At 48.3% G+C, this 21,187-nt stretch carries 20 protein-coding genes; 7 read left to right on the top strand and 13 right to left on the bottom strand.

Going from position 1 to position 21,187, the window contains the following annotated elements:
• Positions 1 to 107: 107 nt before the first annotated feature.
• The 5 genes from PBN151_RS00755 to PBN151_RS00735 all read right to left on the bottom strand — a co-directional run bounded on the left by PBN151_RS00755 (position 108) and on the right by PBN151_RS00735 (position 4,944).
• Positions 108 to 1,340 carry an aminopeptidase gene (locus tag PBN151_RS00755; RefSeq protein ID WP_072727261.1) on the bottom strand — a complete coding sequence of 411 codons (1,233 nt, stop codon included), beginning with the start codon at positions 1,338 to 1,340 and terminating at the stop codon, positions 108 to 110.
• A 178-nt stretch (positions 1,341 to 1,518) separates the two neighbouring features.
• A complete protein-coding gene (locus tag PBN151_RS00750) occupies positions 1,519 to 1,731 on the bottom strand; it encodes a hypothetical protein (protein WP_021254431.1) in 213 nt (70 codons plus the stop codon).
• A 130-nt stretch (positions 1,732 to 1,861) separates the two neighbouring features.
• The gene (locus PBN151_RS00745) at positions 1,862 to 3,271 is read right to left on the bottom strand and encodes a DUF4179 domain-containing protein (RefSeq protein ID WP_072727260.1); all 1,410 of its coding nucleotides are present in this window, start codon (positions 3,269 to 3,271) and stop codon (positions 1,862 to 1,864) included.
• Positions 3,271 to 3,804, bottom strand: a complete 534-nt coding sequence (locus tag PBN151_RS00740; RefSeq protein WP_072727259.1) for an RNA polymerase sigma factor — start codon at positions 3,802 to 3,804, stop codon at positions 3,271 to 3,273. Before PBN151_RS00740 ends, PBN151_RS00745 begins: the two co-directional genes overlap by 1 nt.
• Before the next feature lie 96 nt (positions 3,805 to 3,900).
• A complete protein-coding gene (locus PBN151_RS00735; protein ID WP_083544755.1) occupies positions 3,901 to 4,944 on the bottom strand; it encodes a hypothetical protein in 1,044 nt (347 codons plus the stop codon).
• Between the two features lie 165 nt (positions 4,945 to 5,109).
• On the opposite strand from PBN151_RS00735, the gene PBN151_RS00730 reads away from it, so the two are divergent.
• A complete protein-coding gene (locus tag PBN151_RS00730; protein ID WP_072727258.1) occupies positions 5,110 to 5,580 on the top strand; it encodes a GNAT family N-acetyltransferase in 471 nt (156 codons plus the stop codon).
• A gap of 254 nt (positions 5,581 to 5,834) precedes the next feature.
• On the opposite strand, the gene PBN151_RS00725 is transcribed toward PBN151_RS00730, so the two are convergent.
• Positions 5,835 to 6,863: an RluA family pseudouridine synthase gene (locus PBN151_RS00725; RefSeq protein WP_072727257.1), complete on the bottom strand. Its 1,029-nt coding sequence runs from the start codon at positions 6,861 to 6,863 to the stop codon at positions 5,835 to 5,837.
• A gap of 270 nt (positions 6,864 to 7,133) precedes the next feature.
• On the opposite strand from PBN151_RS00725, the gene recQ reads away from it, so the two are divergent.
• From recQ to PBN151_RS00700, 5 genes are all read left to right on the top strand, one after another.
• Positions 7,134 to 8,951 (top strand): DNA helicase RecQ, encoded by a 1,818-nt coding sequence (recQ, locus tag PBN151_RS00720; RefSeq protein WP_072727256.1) that lies wholly within the window; start codon positions 7,134 to 7,136, stop codon positions 8,949 to 8,951.
• Between the two features lie 173 nt (positions 8,952 to 9,124).
• Complete coding sequence (csaA, locus tag PBN151_RS00715) at positions 9,125 to 9,487, top strand: chaperone CsaA (protein WP_072727713.1); 363 nt, start codon at positions 9,125 to 9,127, stop codon at positions 9,485 to 9,487.
• A gap of 100 nt (positions 9,488 to 9,587) precedes the next feature.
• Positions 9,588 to 10,064: a DUF5680 domain-containing protein gene (locus PBN151_RS00710; protein ID WP_083544754.1), complete on the top strand. Its 477-nt coding sequence runs from the start codon at positions 9,588 to 9,590 to the stop codon at positions 10,062 to 10,064.
• 174 nt (positions 10,065 to 10,238) lie between these two features.
• The gene (locus PBN151_RS00705) at positions 10,239 to 12,047 is read left to right on the top strand and encodes a B12-binding domain-containing radical SAM protein (RefSeq protein WP_072727255.1); all 1,809 of its coding nucleotides are present in this window, start codon (positions 10,239 to 10,241) and stop codon (positions 12,045 to 12,047) included.
• 257 nt (positions 12,048 to 12,304) lie between these two features.
• On the top strand, positions 12,305 to 13,249 hold the full coding sequence (locus tag PBN151_RS00700) for a DUF2167 domain-containing protein (protein ID WP_072727711.1): 945 nt from the start codon (positions 12,305 to 12,307) through the stop codon (positions 13,247 to 13,249).
• Positions 13,250 to 13,359: 110 nt separating this feature from the next.
• Here PBN151_RS00700 and PBN151_RS00695 read toward each other — a convergent pair whose 3' ends face one another.
• From PBN151_RS00695 to PBN151_RS00670, 6 genes are all read right to left on the bottom strand, one after another.
• Positions 13,360 to 14,091, bottom strand: coding sequence for an ABC transporter permease (locus tag PBN151_RS00695; protein ID WP_072727710.1), 732 nt, complete (start codon positions 14,089 to 14,091; stop codon positions 13,360 to 13,362).
• A gap of 1 nt (position 14,092) precedes the next feature.
• Entirely contained in the window at positions 14,093 to 14,806 is a 714-nt protein-coding gene (locus tag PBN151_RS00690) for an ABC transporter permease (protein WP_072727254.1), read from the bottom strand.
• On the bottom strand, positions 14,803 to 15,717 hold the full coding sequence (locus tag PBN151_RS00685) for an ABC transporter ATP-binding protein (RefSeq protein ID WP_072727253.1): 915 nt from the start codon (positions 15,715 to 15,717) through the stop codon (positions 14,803 to 14,805). Before PBN151_RS00685 ends, PBN151_RS00690 begins: the two co-directional genes overlap by 4 nt.
• A 345-nt stretch (positions 15,718 to 16,062) precedes the next feature.
• Positions 16,063 to 17,448 carry a sensor histidine kinase gene (locus PBN151_RS00680; protein ID WP_072727252.1) on the bottom strand — a complete coding sequence of 462 codons (1,386 nt, stop codon included), beginning with the start codon at positions 17,446 to 17,448 and terminating at the stop codon, positions 16,063 to 16,065.
• Positions 17,445 to 18,119, bottom strand: a complete 675-nt coding sequence (locus tag PBN151_RS00675) for a response regulator transcription factor (protein WP_072727251.1) — start codon at positions 18,117 to 18,119, stop codon at positions 17,445 to 17,447. The genes PBN151_RS00680 and PBN151_RS00675 overlap by 4 nt, the downstream gene beginning before the upstream one ends.
• A gap of 167 nt (positions 18,120 to 18,286) precedes the next feature.
• Positions 18,287 to 19,507: an MFS transporter gene (locus PBN151_RS00670; protein ID WP_083544752.1), complete on the bottom strand. Its 1,221-nt coding sequence runs from the start codon at positions 19,505 to 19,507 to the stop codon at positions 18,287 to 18,289.
• A gap of 205 nt (positions 19,508 to 19,712) precedes the next feature.
• Here PBN151_RS00670 and PBN151_RS00665 point away from each other — a divergent pair, with 205 nt between their 5' ends.
• Positions 19,713 to 20,027, top strand: coding sequence for an ArsR/SmtB family transcription factor (locus PBN151_RS00665; protein ID WP_072727250.1), 315 nt, complete (start codon positions 19,713 to 19,715; stop codon positions 20,025 to 20,027).
• 184 nt (positions 20,028 to 20,211) lie between these two features.
• Here the strand turns inward: PBN151_RS00665 and PBN151_RS00660 are convergent, their stop codons facing one another.
• A complete protein-coding gene (locus tag PBN151_RS00660; RefSeq protein WP_072727249.1) occupies positions 20,212 to 21,042 on the bottom strand; it encodes a type II CAAX endopeptidase family protein in 831 nt (276 codons plus the stop codon).
• Positions 21,043 to 21,187 lie beyond the last annotated feature (145 nt).

Here is a 21,187-nt window from a genome sequence, read left to right as displayed (position 1 = left end):
TGTCTTATTCTCCCATTATGCGGCAGTAGAACGGGGAGAGCAATACGTGATTGCGATAAAAAAGAGCAGTAGAAGCGTTATGCTTCTACTGCTTTGCTTGCCCAATATTAGATTGCCCAGTTGCCCTTGCGGAAGATTGGCTCTGTTGTGCCATCCTTAAGAATGCCGTCAATGTCCATATCCGCAGAGCCGATCATGAAGTCCACGTGCGTAATACTGCGGTTTACACCGCTCTCTTCCAGCTCTTCCTGAGACATCTTCGTTCCGCCTTCTACGTTGAATGCATAGCCGCTTCCGATAGCCAAGTGGTTGGATGCATTCTCATCGAACAACGTGTTGTAGAACAAGATGTTCGATTCCGAGATTGGGGACTGATGCGGCACAAGCGCCACTTCACCCAAGAAGTGCGAGCCTTCGTCTGTGTCGACGAGCTGCTGCAGGATCTCTTGGCCTTGTTCAGCTTCTACCTTCACGATGCGGCCATTTTCGAACGTGATCTTGAAGTTGTCGATCAGGTTGCCGCCATAGCTAAGGGGCTTCGTGCTTGATACATAGCCGTTTACGCCCAGCTTATGAGGCACCGTGAATACTTCTTCTGTTGGCATATTCGCCATGAACGGCACGTCCTTCTCGTTGACGCTGCCTGCGCCTACCCATAGATGCTTCTCAGGCAATTCGATCGTCAAGTCCGTTCCAGGAGCTGTGTAGTGCAGCTTGTGGAAGTGCTTGCTGTTCAATACTTCAACTTTCTTATGCAATGTTTCGTTATGTTCCGTCCAGGCTTGAACCGGGTTGTCGGAATTCAGGCGGATGGATTGGAAGATCGCTTCCCACAATTTCTCAACTGCTTCTTCTACAGCTATGCCAGGGAATACTTTGGCTGCCCAATCGCGGGAAGAAGCTGCAACAACTGTCCAGCTAACTTTGTTCGCTTGTACGCAGCGACGGAAGTGCTCCAGTGCTTGTCCAGATGCCTTTTGGTTATTACCGATCCGCTGTGGATCCACACCCTTCAGCAAGTCTGGACTGGAGGAGACGATAGAGATGAATGCAGCACCCTTATCCACGAAGGTATTGCGCTTCAATGCTTCCCATTCCGGGAATTGAGTGAACACGTCGTCTGATGCCTTCTCGAATTTCAAGCGAGTTGTAGCCTCATCCGACCAATCGATATGTACGTTGCGTGCGCCTGCTTCATATGCCTTGCTGGCAACGAGGCGGGCAAGTGGAGCGACTTCGATAGAACTGTTAACGAATACATCTTGATCCTTTTGTACGTTGACGCCGACCTTTACGATAAGTTCAGCATATTTTTCTAATTGTTGCTCGAAATTTACCATGGGTAGCCACCTCTGTTCCTTGAATTCATAAATCTGAAGTCATTCCTCAGTATGTTCTCAATATACCATTATTGGAGGGGGTGCAGCAAAGTTTCTGGTGCAATAGCATGTCGGCTGTAGCATGAAAAAGGGGCTGAACCTCAGAACATGAATTCTGAAATCCCCCCCCTCTATAGGCTTACACACCCATACGCTTGCGTTGATTGTTAATCTTCTTCGTATTCTGGCTCTTCATTGTTGGTTGGCCAGATTCCTGATGCTTGTGCACGCCTTGCGATTTCCCTTGGGCCTGTTTCTTCTGCTGCAGCATGCGCTTCGCGGCATCCGCCAAGCTTACTTTCTTGCTCTCCGTTGCTTCAGCATTACCCTGGTTCTCCATGTGCTCAGTCATCGTATCACCCCCGTGCGGCAAATAGATCGGTAAGATGTTGACTCCATCTCATCCCCATTATGAACGATTCTTGCTGAAATGAACAGTAGGAGTTGTCGAAACTTACTTCTCAATTGTACTTTATCGGATTTTACCGTAACGGGACTTGGAATTCAAGCTCCTTATAAAAGGTCGCTTTACGCAGCTTGCTTGAATACAGCTTAATGGGCATGTCTTTTTGGAACGGATACTCGCCAACGTACGAATATACGCTGTTGTTCACACGCAGCAGCTTGGAATTGTCGCTAAATACTCGTTTTCCGTCTTGGATGAACTCCATGGCAAGTTTCTGGCCTACAGGGTCGTTGCCGTTCACATCATATTGAATAATGACTCTGTCCTCTTCGAATGCCATGCTGTTCACCGTAACGGAGCCAACCTCTCCCTGCTGCAGCGTCAGTGGAAGCGCACTTGGATTCAGCGTGATCGCTGCATCGCCATACCGTCTTCCCGATTTATAGGGCTTGAATATGAGCGTCTTGGAGCGCTCGGGTATTGGATCATACTTTTTCGTATGTATCATCTCTGCAATATTCGTTTGCATTTGATTGCCTGGCCCGCCTGAACCGCCTGCAGATGAAATAATATATCCGTTCTCATCCACAACCATATAGTCGCTGTTGAATCCGCTCCAGCTAGAAGAAGTCGAAGGGTAGGCTTCTGCGGTCTTGAATCGAATCTCGGTTCCTAGCGGCGAAGTAACAACGGACTGAAGCGTGATGGAGCCAATGCCGTCAGGCGCCTTATTGGTCTTATTAATAGGGATTTTTTTCGTCAGGGACGCATTCCATTTGACGGGAATTTCGAATTTCCAGTTTCCTTCCACATCTCCGACCTTCTTAATCGTGATCGGCAGTGGGAATTCTTTCGATATTTTGGCGTCTCGATCCGGTTCCGTGCCGAGCATCGACTCAAACGATAATATTCCGATGTTTTGCGTGGAGGTTTCCGAGCGCACATTTGACCAAGCATGGGACCAAATATCCAGGGCATGTGCTGGATCCTCCTGAGTTCTGCTCTTCACAATTTCATATCTGTTCGACCGATCCAAAATAATAGGAAGCTTGCTCATCGAGCTTTCCTGTATGCCAAGCTTAATTTCCACACCGTCATACAACACCTCGGTAATGGTCAGCGTAATGCCTTGATCCGTTGCGCTCAGATTAACGGGAAGAGACAATCCTTTCCGATTCGCATCCTTCAAGGCGTTATCGCCGAGTGCCTCAAAGATTTGACCGATGAACGGCACCTTTCTGAGCGTCTCAGCCATAGCGGGTGAAATGAATCCGGAAGCTAATGTTCCCCCTATTGCGAGCACGACTGCGGCCGCAACGAACCAAGATTTCCGATGGCGGGAATGAGTCCGATGCTGCATCGGCATGGATTCTGTCTCCAGCAATTGCAGCGTTTGCTCCAAACGTGATCGTACGAGCTCTGGGATTTCGGAGCTGAGATTTCCGGTTAGGTGCGTACGGATTTGTTCGTCGATATTCGAATTCATTAAATCATTAGCTCCTTTCCATTCTCACGTGAGATATGAAGCATGTCCGCGAGCTTGTTTCTGGCGCGGAACAGGCGAGACTTCACGGTGCCGACAGGCTGATCCAGCATATCGGCTACCTCCTTAAGCGGCAAATCCTCAATATAGAACAGTGTTACAACGATTCGAAGGTCTTCTTCTAGCGCATTGACGATTTCCAGTGTTTCGATATGTTCATACTCGCTAGCTTCGGCTTTCGAATGCTGGAGCTCAACGAAGGGTATGGTTTGTTTTTTCTTTCGCAGCAATGTTCGGCATTCATTCACAAGGATGCGAACGAGCCAGGTTTTAAAATATTTCGGCTCGCGCAGCGAATGGATGGATCGATATGCTTTGAGCACGGCTTCTTGTATGGCATCTGCACAATCTTCATCGGAATGTACAATTGACTTGGCCACTCTGTATAGGGGGGCTTCATAGGCGCGAATGAGTGTGCCAAATGCTTCCTTGTCCCCCTTGCAAGCTCGTGCTGCGAGTTGTTCTGGCTGCTGCACAGTGGTGATCTCCTTTATTTGTAGTGGGCGCCAAGACCCGTATCATGGTGTGCGATAGAGGCCGAGACGCAATCCCTATATGCTTGATTCATTTGTTCAGGATGCTGTTGGAGCAGTAAGGGACATGCTCCAGAACTTTCCTTTCTCATTGATCTTACCATAGACGCTTGGTTTTCCTTGTTTTGTGAATGTATACTGTTCTTGCTTGACGTGAACCTGATAGCCTTTCAAGTCTAGGTCGAAATATTGCTTGACCGTTGGAGCAGCCGCTGCAATGGCTTTGTCACTCGTATAAAAAGGCTTGGCGAATGCCTTCTTGCGTGCTTCTTCCGATGCATAACGGGTAATTTCCTCAGAGTTGGCAAAGGACATCAGCTTGCCTGTAACAGCATTGATTTTGATAAGATAGCGGCCGCTTTCATCGGAGAAAGAGGCTGTTTTTTGGTTTTCTGCTTGCATGTTTATGTACACTTGGACGAAATTGCGGAGCTGCTTGCTTTTGTCTCCTGATAGGGATTGAATTGTTTTCTTGGCTAGCGCGCTCCACTTTGAATCGATTTTCGCCAAGGCGTAATCTGTTGACACGTATGTTGCTTTGCCTGTGACTGCATCAATCACGCCTGAAATATTGCTGCCGTTGAATGTCCAATGGTTCATGTCTGTATCGGTTTTAACACGAGTAATTTGCGTAATCTTGAATTTCTGTTGTGCATCCAAACTTTTCATTGCTTTTTGGATCACGGACTGAAGCGAAGTATCGAGCTCTTGCCATGTGAAGTTGATTTCGCATGCTAAAATATCGCCCTTTGCCTTGCCGATCATAACGCGCGCCCGATTGTCTTTGTCTTCGATTAACAGCCGATCCTCTCCGAGATATTCATAGCCTGCCTCGGCACCACTGTGCAAAGTAGTTAGTTCCATCGTTCTTTTAGGAGCTAGCTCCTGCAGAGCCTTCTTTGCTTTTTCGAGCATTGCGGGATCAAGCTTGTCCATTGCCGATGCTTCGATTGCCGCTTTTTTTGCAGCTTCGTTGGTTTGTTGTTCCGCCGCATATGCGGTATAAAGCGTGAAGTTAGCTGGCAGGCTTGTGGTGAGCAAGCTTACAGTGATAGCAGCGAGCATGAGTTTATAAGATTTCATATTGAATCCTCCTGAATAGATTGGTTTTGGTTGATGTACCCATTAGATAGCTCGAAATGGTGAGGAGGTTCACGAGAAAATAAAAAATGATTTTATAATAGAATAGATGAATGAATGGGTGCGTTTATTTTTGGTAAGGTAGAAACGGAAGGAGGATGGAATATCATGCATATACGATCATTTGAATTAGAAGATATCGCGCAGATTGTCGCCTTATTCTTCGATACGGTACACACCGTTAACGCACAAGATTATACTGCTGCACAATTACAAGCCTGGGCGCCGGCCGATGAACAGGAAGAGAAGCTGGTTCGCTGGACAGCGTCGTTAAGCCAGCACATGACGTATGTAGCGATTCGGGACGGCGAATTGGTCGGATTTAGCGATATGGATGCTGGCGGGTATTTGGATCGGCTCTATGTTCATAAGGATGTTCAGAAGCAAGGTGTTGCAACGGCATTGTTGTCCAAGCTGGAGCAGGAAGCGAGGAGGCTGGGGCTGTCCGAAATGAGAACAGATGCAAGTATTACGGCCGTCCCCTTCTTCGAGCGGCACGGGTTCTGCATCCTTCAAGCTCAGACGGTGCAGCGCAGAGGAGTAGACTTGCTGAATTACAAGATGAGCAAGCGGTTGTAAATCAGGTCAACAGAAGAGAAGGAGGCCCGATACCCAATCTTCTGACTGGTCTTATGTCGCTCATAAGTGTTATGGAAGAGGCAGCTAAGGGCAGGCAAAAGGCATGGTGAGGTATGAGACGCGCTGCTGATGGGTTAGAGATTGGGGGCTCCAACTAAATAGGTGAAAAAATAGCCGATCCCTTATATGTAAGGAGATCGGCTATTTGTATTTGTTTCGTCTACGATATCGTTTCGTAAACTAATTTGAGAAAATTAGCGGCGATCTTTTCTGATTGGAGCAGATCCGTCTTGCTGCAATAAGCGGGTAAATGGCTTCGGAATGCCTGTATCGAATCGCATTGGCTTGCCTGAAGTTGGATGAGTGAATGCCAGGATGCGTGCATGCAGACCTAGTCGTCCCAATCCTCTTGATTTGGCGCCGTACTTCTTGTCACCTACGATCGGATGACCGAGATCCTCCATGTGAACGCGAATCTGATTTTTGCGCCCTGTTTCAAGATGAACCTCCAGCAGGGAGTAAGCGCTGTTGGCTTCCAGTGTTTTATAGTGCGTAACCGCATGCTGGCCATCGTTCTGATACGGACTGGAATACATTTTTAATGTTTTCATTTCCTTCAGCCAGGAGGAAATTGTACCTTGAGGCTGGCGAACCTTGCCTTCAACTAGCGCAACATAGGATCGTTCCTGTACGATTTCTTTCCAATTATTTTGCAGTTGCTGCTTGATGTCTTCCTTCTTAGCGAACATCATGACGCCGGACGTATCCCGATCGAGACGATGTACGACAAATATCCGGTTGCTCGGATGCTGCAAGCGGACATGCGTCGTCAGCTGGTGGTAGGCAGTCAATTCCTTCTCTTGCTCGGAGGCAATAGACAACAGACCGGCTTCCTTGTTGATGACGATGATATCTTCATCCTCATGCAGTATCGACAAACCTACAAATGGAGGAGCTTCAACGATTTTCTCCTTCGACAAGGTTACAACTTGTCCAGGCTGAAGCGGATAATTGTAGGCTGTTACGGCTTGTCCGTTGACAGAAATTTGACCGCGGGCAAGTGCGGATTTGATGGAGTTTCGCCCCATATTTTCCACCGTATTTAATAAGAAGCTGAGCAATTCGGCCGGTTCCTGAACCGTATATTCGCGAGCCTTCGGTGGTGTATGATGGGTCGGTTTAGTTGGCTTAGTTGGTTTGACTGGTTTGGCGGATTGGTAAGCTTTCGCCGGTTGATTCTTCTGCGGGCCTTTTCTCGGTTTATGGTTCTCTCGCTTACGCATTCGTAAGACCTCCTTGATTGAGTGACAACTCTATACAGAACAGTGCGCTTCATAGATGGCGCTGATGGCGCGCTGTAGGACATGTTCTATGGAATGCTATCACTATAGCAGAAAGTTCGGGCAGATTCTATTCAGAATAGGCGAAACGGCGTACATATGGGCAGGTAACCGTGAAGTGGAAGCTATTACCTCATAGGAAAAGCCCATGTTATAATGAAGGACAGGAACAACGGGTTGCCGCAAGGGAACGGGGAAAAGGAGTCTACGCACATGTTTACAATGGACCAAGCGCGAAGCGCATTGCAGCGAGTATATGGCTACGATGGCTTCCGCGATGGACAACGGAAAATTATTGAACATCTTGCCAAAGGCAAGGACACGGTGGGGATTATGCCTACCGGCGGGGGAAAGTCAATTTGTTATCAGATTCCAGCGATGCTGCTGCCTGGGGTAACGCTGGTGATTTCGCCGCTTATTTCATTAATGAAGGATCAGGTGGATGCGCTGCACAGCTTGGGGGTCAAGGCTGGATTCATCAATAGCACGCTTGAGATGGGGGAAGCGGGCCGTCTCATGTGGCAGGCGCAGGAAGGACGCATTAAGCTGCTCTATGTAGCGCCGGAGCGGTTAGATACAGAATGGTTCCGGGAACGCGCGAAATCCATTCCGATATCGATGGTTGCGGTAGACGAAGCCCACTGCGTCTCACAATGGGGACATGATTTTCGTCCAAGCTATCGGACAATCGCACCTTTCATTCAGGAACTTGTGCAGAGTGGCCGCGAGCGTCCGATTGTGGCGGCATTTACCGCAACCGCGACGCCGGAAGTAACGGAGGATCTTATTCATTCCTTGGAACTGCTGGAACCCGAACTTGTCGTTACGGGATTCAAGCGGGATAACTTGTCGTTTACGGTGCTGCGCGGCGAGGAGCGGAAGGCGTTCACGCTTGATTATGTCCGGCAGCGGTCGAGCGAATCGGGCATTATTTATGCGTCGACACGGAAGGAAGTCGAGGACATCTATGACATGCTGAGACGTGCAGGAATAGCTGCTGGCCGCTATCATGCTGGACTCGAAGATGAGGAGCGGGCGAAAATGCAGGAAGCCTTCCTCTATGATGATGTGCGTGTCATTGCAGCGACGAACGCGTTCGGCATGGGCATCGACAAGTCCAACGTGCGGTATGTGCTGCATTACAACATGCCGAAGCATATGGAAGCCTATGTGCAGGAGGCAGGACGCGCGGGACGCGATAGTGAGCCGAGCGAATGCGTGCTATTGTTCCATCCGCAGGATATATTGACGCAGAAGTTCTTCATCGAACAAAGCGAGGCGACTCCAGAACGGAAGGCGCATGAATATAAGAAGCTGCAAGTCATGATCGATTATTGCTATACGACCGGCTGTCTGCAAAATTATATGGTTCGTTATTTTGGAGAAGATGGAGAGCAGCCATGCGGCGTATGCGGAAATTGCAAGGACGAGCGTGAGTCGATTGATATCACGATTGAAGCGCAGAAAATCTTCTCCTGCATTTACCGGATGCGTGAGCGATTCGGCGTATCTATGGTCGCTTCCGTACTGAAGGGATCGCGCAACAAGAAGGTCATGCAGTACGGATTTGAGAAGTTGTCTACGCATGGCGAAATGCGGCATTTGGCGGAGAAGGAAATTTCGGATCTCATCTATGTTCTTATTGCCGAGGGGTACTTGCAGCTTAGCGAAGGGCAGTATCCGGTCGTGCGGCTGTTGCCGCTGGCAGCGGATGTATTGAAGGGCAAGCGAACCGTTGAACAGCGGGTTGCGAAGTCGTTGAAACCGAAGGCGGGCACTGCCATTGATGAGACGATATTTGAGCAGCTGCGTCTCATTCGGCGCGAATTGGCAAGCCAGGCTGGAGTACCGCCTTACATTGTGTTTAATGACAGCACGCTGCGGGAATTGGCGGAGTTGCAGCCGACGACCGAAGCGGGCATGCTCCGTATTAAAGGGGTCGGGGAAGCGAAGCTGAAGCAGTTCGGCATGCCGTTCCTTGAATTTTTCCAGCAGCGGGAAGAAGAAGCAGGTCGCTACGATATGGAATAGATCTTGGGGCTAATGAAGATGAATGGTAAGAAGCGATGTAACGAGTGGCGTATATGGACATGCGAGGACAAATACAAGAGCAGATATGAAGATAGATTAGGAAGATAGGAAGTCTTGAAGAACGGACACAAACATTGATGCGATGAATAGCGTGTATAAGGAGCTGAGGCATGATGCACGAATTGAATCTGGAACGAATCAAAGATGAAGCAAGCATTCAGGACTTTATGAAACTCGATATACGTGTTGGAACGATTGTGGAGGCAGAACCGTTCGAGAAGGCACGCAGGCCCGCGATTAAGCTGTCAATCGATTTCGGGCCGCTCGGCACGAAGCGATCAAGTGCACAGATCACAGCTCGGTATACGCCGGACAAGCTGGTAGGAAGACAGGTTGTTGCTATCGTGAATTTCCCGCCGCGCCGTATCGCTGGCTTCGACTCTGAAGTGCTTGTATTGGGTGGTGTGCCTGGAGAAGGCGATGTTGTTTTACTAAATACTGACGAAATCATTCCGAACGGTACACCGATTGCATAAATGGATAGATCCGTATCACTACGATAAGGAGTATCTCTTGTAATGTAGCGGAGCCTTAATCTTGCTTAGGTTGATTTGAAAAACAGAGAAGAGGTACACGATGTTGAGTAATGATCAAGAGCTTGCGAACTTTTTAGTAGATGCGAAGCAACGCACGTATGCTGCAGCGGACAATAACACATCTGTCCAACCGATATTACCTGGCTCCGTGCAGTTGGAATACCGCAGTGGAGACTACGTATATCGGGATATTTACTTTGGCTCAGCCTTTTTCGCAGGGCAAGAGATCGTCGAATACAAGAATCGTCCGATATGGTCGATGGTATATTCAGGTGGTACTGTCGTTTCTGATGCAGATACAGATGATACTCGATCGATTTATGAGTTTCTGCGGGAAGCGTTACGATTGGTGGATGCTGCATCGTTATTCCGTGGCCCTAGTCTATATAAGCGTGAACCTTATCAATACCAGAATGAGTTTGCAGGATCACTGCGTGAGTTTTCTGGCAAGGAGCTTATCTTCAAGGGAGATCATAGCGTTTACGAGCTGCGCTATAGTGGCGGCATGATTCAATAATCCGTTTTCGATTGCATTGACACAGAATAAAGCAAGCTGCCCGCAGCTTGCTTTTCTGTTCAAGGTGGTTTCTTGGATGCATGTCGAGATCTGCCTTTACTTTGGTTATAATGGTAGAGGCTGATCGAGCAGCTTGGTCACTTTAAGGTAGTGTCTGATGAGAGGAAGGTTTAGATGAAAGTCGTACTTGCAACATTAAATGCTAAATATATTCATACCTCGCTGGCGATACGCTGCTTGAAGGCGCATTGTGAAGGCGAGTTCGATGTCGACATTGCCGAATATACAATTAAGGATCCGGTGATGAATATCGTCTCGGATCTGTATCAGCGAGAGCCGGATGTGATCGGGTTCTCCTGTTATATATGGAACATTGAGGAAACGATTAAGGTCGTCAACATGCTGCGCAAGGTGCGGCCGGAGATTCGCATCGTACTTGGCGGCCCCGAGGTGTCCTATGACACGAAGGAATGGATGGAGCGGCTGTCGGATGTTGACTTCATCGTCATGGGTGAGGGAGAAGAGACGCTGCTTCATTTGCTGCGGGAGATCGAAGGCGAAGGGAAATATCATTTCGTATTCGGGGTGGCGTATCGGAACAAGCAGGGCGAGGTTGTTATCAATCCGCCCCGCCCGAAGCTGGACTTGAATGAAATTCCATCCCCCCACCGCTTTGCGGAGGATATTCCGAGCCTCGGCAAGCGTGTTGTCTATTTCGAGACAAGCCGCGGCTGTCCGTTCAGCTGCCAATTTTGCTTATCCAGTATCGAGGTTGGCGTTCGCTATTTCGATATTGAACGCACGAAGGCGGACATCTTGTACTTGATCGACAATGGGGCGAAGCTCATTAAGTTCGTCGATCGGACGTTCAACATCAAGCGTGATTACGCAATGGAGATGTTCCAGTTCCTCATTGAGAACCATCGCGGCTGTGTATTCCAATTTGAGATCACGGCGGACATTATGCGCCCAGAGGTGCTTGATTACTTGGCTGAGCATGCACCACCCGGCGTATTCCGCTTTGAGATCGGCGTCCAATCGACGAACGATCCAACGAATGAGCTTGTGAAGCGGCGCCAGAACTTCACGAAGCTGACCCGAACCGTAATGAAGGTGAAGGACAGCGGCAAGATCGATCAGCACTTGGATCTGATTGCAGGGCTGCCGCTTGAGGATTACGATACATTCCGCAAGACATTCAACGATGTATTTGCACTGCGTCCGGAGGAATTGCAGCTCGGATTCTTGAAGATGCTGCGTGGTACAGGACTTCGTCTGGATGCTGAGAAGTACGGCTATGTCTTCATGGATCATGCACCATACGAAATGCTGTCGAATGATGCGCTTCCGTTCCGTGATGTCGTGCGATTGAAACGTTTGGAAGACGTACTGGAAAAGTACTGGAACGCACATCGCATGGATCGGACGATGGAGTATTTGATGCATATCGAATTCGACTCACCGTTTGATTTCTTCCAAGCATTCGGCGACTTCTGGGAAGCAAATGGCTGGCAGAAGATTGGACATCAATTAGAGGATTTGTTCGTAAGATTGCATGCCTTTTTAACCGCGCACGGACTCAAAAAGCCGCATGTGGCATTGGGGTTAATGAAGCTCGACTACTTCATGAACCATAAGTATAAGCCGCGCAAAGTATGGTGGAACAGACAGCTTCAGAAAGAGGAGGCTTCGCGCGTTCTGCAATGGGCGGCAGTACAGGCTGAGCTTGTGTCTGAGCAATTCGCAGCTCTAGGTCTTTCGGAGAAGGAGCTGCATAAGCACGCTGTTGTAGAGATGATCCCGCTAGAGGCAGTTGTTCGCAGCCGTTCACTCGGAATGTCCCAACATACGGAACATGGTTTCGAGACAACCGACGAGGGGTTAGCAGATGAAGTGTACGGCATTTTCTTGTATCAGCAGACAGATGATGAAAAACCGTTGCTGTTTACGGTGAACCAATCCATGATGGTTATTGTTGAATAGGACTTTAGTAGCAATCTTAGGTATTAGACCTAAGATTGCTTTTTTTATCTCTTCTCGTCTAGTCCTATCAGCAAAAATAAAATAGGATGGGGTAGGATCTGGAAATGAAAAACATACCAAAAGTCTCAAGAAAATTACGGTTTGTCACTTTGTATAATCAAAATGTGGGCATATGTACTTATTTTCATACATTCCTTCTTCCGGTATAGTTTGTCGAGAGAAAAATAGAGAGATATTCTAGGAGGTAAAAGATTGTGATGAAATGGTTCAAAAAAACAGCCGTCATAATGGGGTGTGCTGCACTTCTTATGACAGGATCGATGCCTGCACATGCTGAGGGTACTGCGAACTACACTGTCGGGGCGGGACAGGCGGTAGAGCTTGATCAAGGCATTGCGACCGTGACTTTGAAAAAAGGAATGGAATACATAAATGGCACGGAAACGAAAGCCATGATTACGAGAAATGGCGGCAAACCTTCCGGCTCCGAAATCGGTACGGTTATACCAGAAGACGGGCGCTGGTTTTTGTATTTTGAGTACACCGATTCCGGACATATCAAAGATAGCGATAAAAATGAGATCGATGCAGATGAACTGCTGCAAAGTTACAAAGACGGTCAAGAAGAAGCAAACAAAGAAATGACCCCTGAAAATCATCTATTCGTGGATGGTTGGGACGTAGCGCCTAAATATGATGAAACGGCACGTAGAGTTGTATGGTCGCTATTACTGCATGACAAAGACAATGCTTCAATGGTCAATTATAACGAGCGTATATTGACGCGAGAGGGTTATGTGTCGGCGATCTTGGTTTGTGATCCCAAAAAAGTAGAAGCATCGCGCAAGGAAATGAATGATTTGGTCTTGTCTACACTAAAAATCAAAGAAGGCAAGCGCTATGAGGATTTCAATGAATCGACGGACAAGGTGGCGGAGTACGGCTTGGCTGGACTTATCCTTGGCGGAGCGGGTGTTGCCGTTGCCAAAAAAGTTGGATTAATCGCATTGGCGCTCGGCTTGTTCAAAAAGTTCTGGATCGTTATTGTGGCTGTCATTGCAGGCTTGTGGAAGCTCTTAACAGGCAAGAAGCGCAACAAGGAGCAGGAAGAAGAGGACGTGCAATCTGCCGCAGGTGATGAACAATCGGCTACTCAGCAGTCCTCGCAGCAGCCTCCATCTCAACAGCCGCCAATGTCATAAATTCAAAATGAACAGGATCGTATCCTATATGGAAAGAGGCAGACTAGACAATGATGTCTATCTGCCTCTTTTTTCTACGTCTTTACAAGAAGCAGGATATCCTCATAAAGCTACATGTCTCTGCGGTTGAAATAAATAAGACCACAAAGTAGAAAGAGCAGGAATCCACCGACAATGACGAACAAAAGAGTGCCGAGCGAGACATTGAATGCCCCGTATTTCTCCACGCCGTTCATCGCGAGTGCAGGCTGTGCCCAAGGATACCAGGGGCCGTACTTTTCCGAATTGACGATGAGCATATTCGGCAGTGTCAGCATCACGTTAATAGCAAGCGGAGCCGCGAAGCTTGACCATGATACGGACACGAACAGCTGAAGCGCGGCAACAGGCAATGTAGCCAGCCAGCCATTGGAGAAGGCTCTCAGAAGTTCAGTCCAAGGGATAGGTGCTGTATATCCTTTTAATAAGCCGACAGCAATTGCACCTAGCAGGAACAGTACTTGTGTTAGTCCCAGCAGCAGTGTAACATGGGCGAATTTCGCCAAGTATAGGCTGGAGCGGGACACAGGCAAGGAAAGCATTTGTTTCCAACCGCCTCCCGCGTGCTCGTACCGGCATATAAATGCAGAGAACACACCAGCCAACAGCGGTAAGAACAACATCGCGTGCGCGATTGACATCGTCGACCATAAATAGAGCCACTGGATTTCGGGCGGCTGCTGCTCAGAAATGAATAGGCCGACGAGCATGGCCAGCAGAGGACTGATCAGAGTAAGCAGTCCAATATGGGACTTGCCCAACTTTAAACGTTCAGATTGAAATAATCGCAGCCATGTTGCCACATCAATCCACATCCCTTCTAATGAAGTGAACAAGGCTGAACAGAAAGACGACGAAGCCGATCAAGATACCTGCGATGACGGAGTACTCTGGAATATTGGCTTCATTTACAAGCAGCGGCCACTTGTACGGCATCCAATCCGGCATTCTAATCGAATACACGGATACGATCGTGCCTAGAATTCCGCAAGTAAGTGGAATGGCTTGGTTGCTGATAACGGTAGATAACCATAGCTGCAGTGCGAGTATGGGCATAGCCGCTAAGAATGGATAGAAGCTGTTCTTGAGCAGCAGAGACCAAGGGATGTCCGCACCGAAGCCGAGAAGCAGACCGAGCAGAACTGATCCGACAGCAAGCAGCAGCGATGCAGTGAACATCATGAACAAGCTCAGAATATATTTGGATGAGAATACACTGAATCGAGACACGGGAAGGGCAAGCAGCTGCTTCCATGATCGCTGGCGATGCTCGATACTTGCGATCAAGGATGTCACGAGTGTAATGCCAAATAATAGGGCGAGAACCGCCAGTATTTTAATGTCGCTGAGTAGGCCGATCCATACTTGATCCTTCAGCTTCGATACGAGGTAGTCGTAGCGCAAGCTGTAATTGATCGCTTGAAGGCTGATGACGCCGACAGGCCCTAGGACAATGAGCAGCCATATCCATGTATGGCGTATTTTCACAAAGTCAGATGACAGCAGCTTCCCGATCATCGATTGTTCCCCTCTCCAGTCATTGAGAGGAAGATCTCTTCCAGCGACTGCCGCTGTTCTTCTACTCGATACACGGACAGTTGGTTATGGACGAGCAGATCAACGAGGGAGGCGACCTGACTGTCTGGCATGTAGTTCATCAAGACGCTTCCTTCCTGCTGCTCTACAGCACATCCAGATGCAGCGAGCAGATTCGCTGCCTTGACAGGATTCGAGACCGCGAATCGAATACGATGCTGCGCCTGATCCTGCAATACGCTGATGGAATCCTGAAAGACCATACGTCCATGCTGAATAATGCCTACGCGCGTAGCCATCTGTTCAATCTCACTCAATAGATGGCTGGATACAAGAACCGTAATGCCGTGCTGATGGGGAAGGCTCTTAATCAGCTCTCTAATTTCCAGAATACCAGAAGGATCAAGGCCATTGGTCGGCTCATCCAAGATGAGCAGCTCTGGACTGCCCAGCATAGCTGCGGCGATGCCAAGCCGCTGCTTCATGCCAAGCGAATACCCCTTAACTGGGCGATTGGCATCGTTTGTGAGACGAACGATGCCAAGCACTTCATCGATCCGCGACTTCGGCACATCGATAATTCTGCGTATGGCCTCTAGGTTGTCCCGTCCAGTCAGATGAGCATAGTACGATGGATATTCAACCAGAGATCCGACCTTGCGCAAGATTTCCAGCCGATGGGAGTGCAAGTTCTTGTTGAATATTTGAATGTTGCCCTTCGTAGGGCGAATGAGTCCAAGCAGCATGCGGATCGTCGTTGTCTTGCCTGCGCCGTTCGGGCCAAGGAAGCCGTATATATCGCCGCGTTTAATCGTAAGCCGAAGCTGATCGACTGCTCGGCGGTCGCCATATGTTTTCGTCAACCCTTCGGTTTGAATGATTGTTTCACTCAATGTATATCACCTCGTCAGTTAACGATACAGGTCGAAGGTTAAAACAAAGGCGGCTGTTTGTTTAAATTCTGTTTAAGAAAGGATCTGTTTAAAAAAGGAGAGAAAGAAGCCCATGAATATGATCACGTCCATGGGCGTAGTAGGGGATGTACATTTATTCATAAGGATACTTTCGGTTAGTTCGGCTTTCCGCAGTGGAAGTAATTTATATTGGTCTGGATTCAGTTGGGTTCAATTGATTCTTATGTTACATAAGGTTTATTGAGTTTATAGAATTTATAGTATATTGATTTCAATGAATTCATTGGATTTCATAATTTCATTGAGTTCCCTTTAGTTTGTCCTTTAGTTTGGGACGCTAGTTGCCTTCATAGGCTCTATCCTCATCCTTGTTCCTTCTGGACTGCTCGTTACTTCCCATTGCAGCTGCATTTCTGCGGTCATCAACTCGACAATTGTCAGCCCAAGGCCAACGCCTCTACTTGCGGACGCAGCGCTCATACCAGGTCCGTGATCCTCAATCACAATTGCAGTCTTCTCTCCATGCGCATGAATCGCAATTCCAATATACCGGCCTTCTGCGGCATGGCGCACAATATTTTGAAATAAATTATCGAGGATGCGCGTCATCCACTGTGAATCGATCCTCCAAGTAACGGGCTGCTCCGCGAGCTCAATATGAATCTCAAAGCCTTCTTTCTCCCAAATCGGGTACCAGCTCGCCGCAGAAGTTCGGACAAGCCGCAGCATATCCGTTGCTTCCATCTTCAGCGAATACTTGTGAGCAGACAGCAGCGTGTACGCCAATAAATTATCAACAAGCTGTCCCAAATCACTGACCTTCTTATCGATAAGAACAAGCGACTGTTGACCTTGCTCAGACAGTGGCTCTCGTTGGAGCGAATGGGCATGTCCCCGAATCGTAGTTAGCGGTGTTCGAAGATCATGGGACAAATTAGCGATCAGTTCCTTGCGCAGCGTTTCTTCCTCTTGTTCCCGTTGACGGCTGGAGGTAAGCTGCTTGATCATTTGGTTGAAGGTATGCTCCAATTGACCAATTTCATCCCACTTCGTTATCTCAATCGGCGAAGGCAAGCCATTGGCGTTATCGGGAACCATCGCCTTGCCTAACCGCACAAGCCGGCCCCGAAGCCTGTAGAAGAACCACCAAGAGGCAATTGTAAATAGAAAAAACACGAGGGCGATGATGATAAGAGCGTGTGTTGTGCTGTATCCCTGTCTATCTGATACCATCAAATTTCGAGCAATTTGCATAACCATGAATCCCTGCTTCGGATCCTGCCCGATAAAAGCTACGACAGTGAACGGATCTCCATCGTAGCTCTTCTTCATAAAGGTAATGGCGTCCCCAGCATTCCATTGTGCTGGCAAGCTGGGCTGTACAGGAAGCTGAAGTCGTGTAGTACCGCTATTATCAACCCAGAATAATTTGGCCTCCGGGAACTCCTTCTTCAGTTCATGCAGTCTTAGTTCAATCGCGGCACGGTCGGCTTGCTTGAATTGAGCAGCTTCTTGGTGCCACCGCTCCTCCAACTTAGCCGCTACCGCATAACGATTCTCGACGGGTTCCCCTCCATTCTGCAAGAGAGATACATAATAGAGAATCGTAGAGGTTAATGGAAAAATAATCGGCCATATCATGAGCGCGACAAATACTAGCGTCAAATACCGGATCAGCAGTGATTTGCGCAGTGGAATACGGGAATTCATAGCTTCACCCGATATCCGATGCCGCGAATCGTTTCAATAATTTCCGGCTGGCCTGGATCGTTCTCGATTTTCTCCCGCAGATGTCGAATATGAACCATGAGTGTCTTATCGCCCTCCATGTAGGGTTCACCCCAGACGCTCTCATAAATTTGTTCCTTTGTTAAGATCTGATTGGCATGACGCAGCATGAAGGCAAATATATGGTGCTGCTTGCCGGTAAGTGTGATTTCTTCACCGGTCAAGGCATGCACAATGTGATTATCGTGCAGCGAAATACGTAGATGCTTCAATTCGATGGAAGCAGGGGACTGCTTCTCGAAGCGCCGCAGCAGTACTTCCACTCTTGCAGCGAGCTCATCCGGATGGAAGGGCTTCGTTACGTAGTCATCGGCGAATTGCAGCCCTTGCAGCTTGTCGTCAATAGACGTGCGGGCTGACAGCAGCAAGATGGGCGTACTCGGATATTCGCGTTTCAGACGCTGTCCCACCGTAAAGCCGTCCAATCCGGGAAGCATCACATCAAGTATGATCAGATCGCTATCAGGTGCATGCACCAGTGCATGTTCGCCGGACAGCAGCCACATTACCTGATAGCCTTTATCTTGCAAATAACTGCTGGTCCATGTTCCGATTTCTTTGTCATCTTCTATGTATAATAGCCGTTGACTCATTATGAACGATCTCTCCCTATCGTGTCTTCGTGTCATTGAACATTATAGCTCAAATGAAACCAGAGATAGAGAAAGAATGCAATAGTTGGACGATAGCCGTGTAGTTCATCCTAGATTACATCAGCCCTCGCTACTAGTACCGAATAGGAGGCAGGCCGAATCTACTTCTACTGCATCGCCGCCTGATTATTGATCGGTTGCGGGCTGTGCAGCAGGCTGCGGAAGATAAACAGGGAAGCTGTATAGCACAGCATCGTAACAACTACGATGGAAGCAAACCCCGCGACGCGTGCATAGAGAACACCAGCCAGAACGGATCCAAGCATCGTTGCGAAATACATCGTGCTGTTCGCCAGCGCGGATACGGTGCCACGTGCATTCGGCTGATCCTTCTGAAGAGTTCCCATTAAGAGAGGGAACAGCATGCCGCCGCACAAGGCGATCAGCGCATAAGCGATACTAATGAATGCAATAAGATGGCTGGTCATGACGATCACATACATCGCAATCATGCCAAGGAGTGAATATGTAACAGTTCGCCGAATGCCGAGCGTGCGTTCCACCCTCGAGACGAGAAGACTGCCGAATAAATTTCCGATCCCAAAGCCAAGGATGAATAGTCCCGTTTGCTGTACAGTAAGAGAAAAGTCATCAGCGAGCCAATTCCCCAGATAGGAGAAGGTAGAAAAAGTACCTAGCTGATATAAAAAATATCCGAGAAAAGCAAAGGTGGTGCTGCGGCGCGAGAAAAGAGCGCGATATTGTCGTCCAAGAGAGCTCAGCGAACTTCGTTGTTTCGTCGCTGGTGGGATAGAAGGGAGCTTTAGCGCCAATATGATGGTAATGAGCAGCGCAGTTACTCCGATGGCATAGAAGGGCAGTCTCCAACTGCTCGCGGCAAGCAGGCTGCCAAGAGGTACGCCGAGACATTGCGAGACGGCTAAGCCAGCAGTTGCGGCGCCCATCGCTTTGACGATCTTGTGCGGTGCTACTAATTGAGGGATGGATGCCCATATTTGCGGCGAGGCGATTGCCGCGCTTATTCCCGCCAAGGCGCGGTAGGCGAATAAGAGGGTGAAGCTTGTTGTTGAACCGCACAGTGCTGTGAACAGGGAGAATCCCAGCATCCCTCCGAGGAGACAAGACTTGCGATCCAGTCTGTCGGATAGCGGTCCGGCGATTAGGGCGAAAAGGGCGTATCCGAGTGCATAAGCAGAAATAAGCCATCCTGATTGTTCGACAGAGATATGCAGAACTTCTCGTAGTGTTGGCAGCATAGGAGATACGATAAAGGTATCTGTACCGATGATGAACATCGTGGCAAAGAATAAAGACATAATAGGACGGAATGATGATGCGGCATGCGGTTGATTCATCGTGTTGCTCATTGTAACTGGCCTCCTGTAATGAATACACGATCTCATGCGGCAATGATGGACACAAGGGATCGTTCTTAATCGAGATGATTCATAGGTTACAAATGATAGTGAATATAGGTAAGATTCACTGAATATGAAGGTGCGCACCTTTGTTCAATAGTTCGAGTGTAATCGAACTATTGAATGATGTCAATCATTTCGGTACAATAATGACATGAGAACATTATTTCATCCCGATATCGAACATATTGAACTTTCGCAAGTGTTCTATGCGCTCAGCGAGCCGATTCGAATGAGTATCGTGCTGCAATTGATGAGCATTCCGGAGCAAACTTGCGGGGGATTCGATTTATCACTGTCCAAGTCTACCATGTCCCATCATTTCAAAGTACTGCGCGAAGCAGGCATTATTCGAACTAGAATGGAGGGAACACAGCGATTCATCTGTTTGCGCAAGGATGAGCTCGAAGCACGCTTTCCTGGTTTAATGCAAGTAATCCTGACCCAAGCCAAGGATATGACGTCGTAGTTCGGCAGACAGAGGAAAGGTCTCGTAAAGGCCAAAGTTGAAGAACGGAGCTCGTCATGGGTATGAACATGCATGAACAAAGACGCTTCCAACCCACAAGTACAGTGGTTTTGGAGGCGTCTTTATTTATCTGTCAGACGAACTCTCTTGTTACTACTCTCTTGGAACATCAATGTTCAGTTTATTATGTGTTTATGGATCGAACATCGGCATCTTGGTGGCTCAATCGCTTCATGCCCCATACCGTAAGCAGCATATAACAGAGAATGACAACGATGCTGTTGTCACCTGCTACATATAGAGCAATGCCTGAAGTCGGAACTGCCATGCCGCGCAGAACACTCCACATTACATTATGTGCCGAATGGAATATAGAAGCTGTCCATACGCTGGATGAACGCAATCGAATATATCCGATGACAGGGCCTAGGAACAGGCAGGATACGACGATGAATAAGCATGCGAGAAACGGATTTTGATCTTGGTGGTAGATGGGAGATAGCAATATAATTGGGATATGCCATAGTCCGTGAATCAGGCCCGTGGCGAATAACGCCTTTCTCTCTCCCAAGCTGTTTACAAGAAGCGGAAGCAAATAACCTCTCCAGCCAAGTTCTTCACCAAGTGAGCTCGTAAGTACGGCGCTGACAAATTGTATCGCGACAACGATCGGGAAGGCCGTCCAATCATAGCCTGCATAGGTGGGGGGGACATCAATGACTAGGGCACCAACTCCCCAGGCGAATCCATAGCTTAGGGCTACAATAACAGCTGGAACCATGGTGCATAGGAGCCACCATTTGAACCCGCATTTTCGTAATCCAAGCGCGGCCCAACCGGAACGCGATCGCCCATCCCTCGTAACTATTAGGAGCATAATTAAGGCAGCCGCTGTTGGAGTCAGCATATACAGTAAGGAATTGGTGTTCGGAACGATACTGACGCCTATAGCTAGAATGAAGACGATTGCTGTGTAAATCAGTGCTTTTGTATGGCTGTGTAAATTAGAAAACATGCTGCATTCCTCCGGTTTCGCTTTTTTTCATGGGCCTATCATATTACAATAAGGATGGTGCTCCCAGTGAGGAACATCTGAAATGCTGTCATATGAATATCCTATCTATCTTGGATGTAGAAAATGCCGTAAATATATCTGGCTG

It is taken from the genome of Paenibacillus sp. NAIST15-1 (assembly GCF_001894745.1).
Taxonomy (GTDB): domain Bacteria; phylum Bacillota; class Bacilli; order Paenibacillales; family Paenibacillaceae; genus Paenibacillus_B; species Paenibacillus_B suaedae.
The sequence above is the reverse complement of the archived record's forward strand: the minus strand, read 5'-3'. Positions and strand labels throughout refer to the sequence as shown.

Excerpts from the sequence above, each read along its gene's own strand:
- PBN151_RS00745 (WP_072727260.1), bottom strand. The coding sequence starts at position 3,271 with ATGAATTCGAATATCGACGAACAAATCCGTACGCACCTAACCGGAAAT.
- PBN151_RS00705 (WP_072727255.1), top strand. The coding sequence starts at position 10,239 with ATGAAAGTCGTACTTGCAACATTAAATGCTAAATATATTCATACCTCG.
- PBN151_RS00725 (WP_072727257.1), bottom strand. The coding sequence starts at position 6,863 with ATGCGTAAGCGAGAGAACCATAAACCGAGAAAAGGCCCGCAGAAGAAT.
- PBN151_RS00730 (WP_072727258.1), top strand. The coding sequence starts at position 5,110 with ATGCATATACGATCATTTGAATTAGAAGATATCGCGCAGATTGTCGCC.
- PBN151_RS00675 (WP_072727251.1), bottom strand. The coding sequence starts at position 18,119 with ATGAGTCAACGGCTATTATACATAGAAGATGACAAAGAAATCGGAACA.
- PBN151_RS00750 (WP_021254431.1), bottom strand. The coding sequence starts at position 1,731 with ATGACTGAGCACATGGAGAACCAGGGTAATGCTGAAGCAACGGAGAGC.
- PBN151_RS00660 (WP_072727249.1), bottom strand. The coding sequence starts at position 21,042 with ATGTTTTCTAATTTACACAGCCATACAAAAGCACTGATTTACACAGCA.
- recQ (WP_072727256.1), top strand. The coding sequence starts at position 7,134 with ATGTTTACAATGGACCAAGCGCGAAGCGCATTGCAGCGAGTATATGGC.
- PBN151_RS00735 (WP_083544755.1), bottom strand. The coding sequence starts at position 4,944 with ATGAAATCTTATAAACTCATGCTCGCTGCTATCACTGTAAGCTTGCTC.
- PBN151_RS00690 (WP_072727254.1), bottom strand. The coding sequence starts at position 14,806 with ATGATCGGGAAGCTGCTGTCATCTGACTTTGTGAAAATACGCCATACA.
- PBN151_RS00670 (WP_083544752.1), bottom strand. The coding sequence starts at position 19,507 with ATGAGCAACACGATGAATCAACCGCATGCCGCATCATCATTCCGTCCT.
- PBN151_RS00710 (WP_083544754.1), top strand. The coding sequence starts at position 9,588 with ATGTTGAGTAATGATCAAGAGCTTGCGAACTTTTTAGTAGATGCGAAG.
- PBN151_RS00665 (WP_072727250.1), top strand. The coding sequence starts at position 19,713 with ATGAGAACATTATTTCATCCCGATATCGAACATATTGAACTTTCGCAA.
- PBN151_RS00755 (WP_072727261.1), bottom strand. The coding sequence starts at position 1,340 with ATGGTAAATTTCGAGCAACAATTAGAAAAATATGCTGAACTTATCGTA.
- PBN151_RS00700 (WP_072727711.1), top strand. The coding sequence starts at position 12,305 with ATGAAATGGTTCAAAAAAACAGCCGTCATAATGGGGTGTGCTGCACTT.
- PBN151_RS00680 (WP_072727252.1), bottom strand. The coding sequence starts at position 17,448 with ATGAATTCCCGTATTCCACTGCGCAAATCACTGCTGATCCGGTATTTG.
- csaA (WP_072727713.1), top strand. The coding sequence starts at position 9,125 with ATGCACGAATTGAATCTGGAACGAATCAAAGATGAAGCAAGCATTCAG.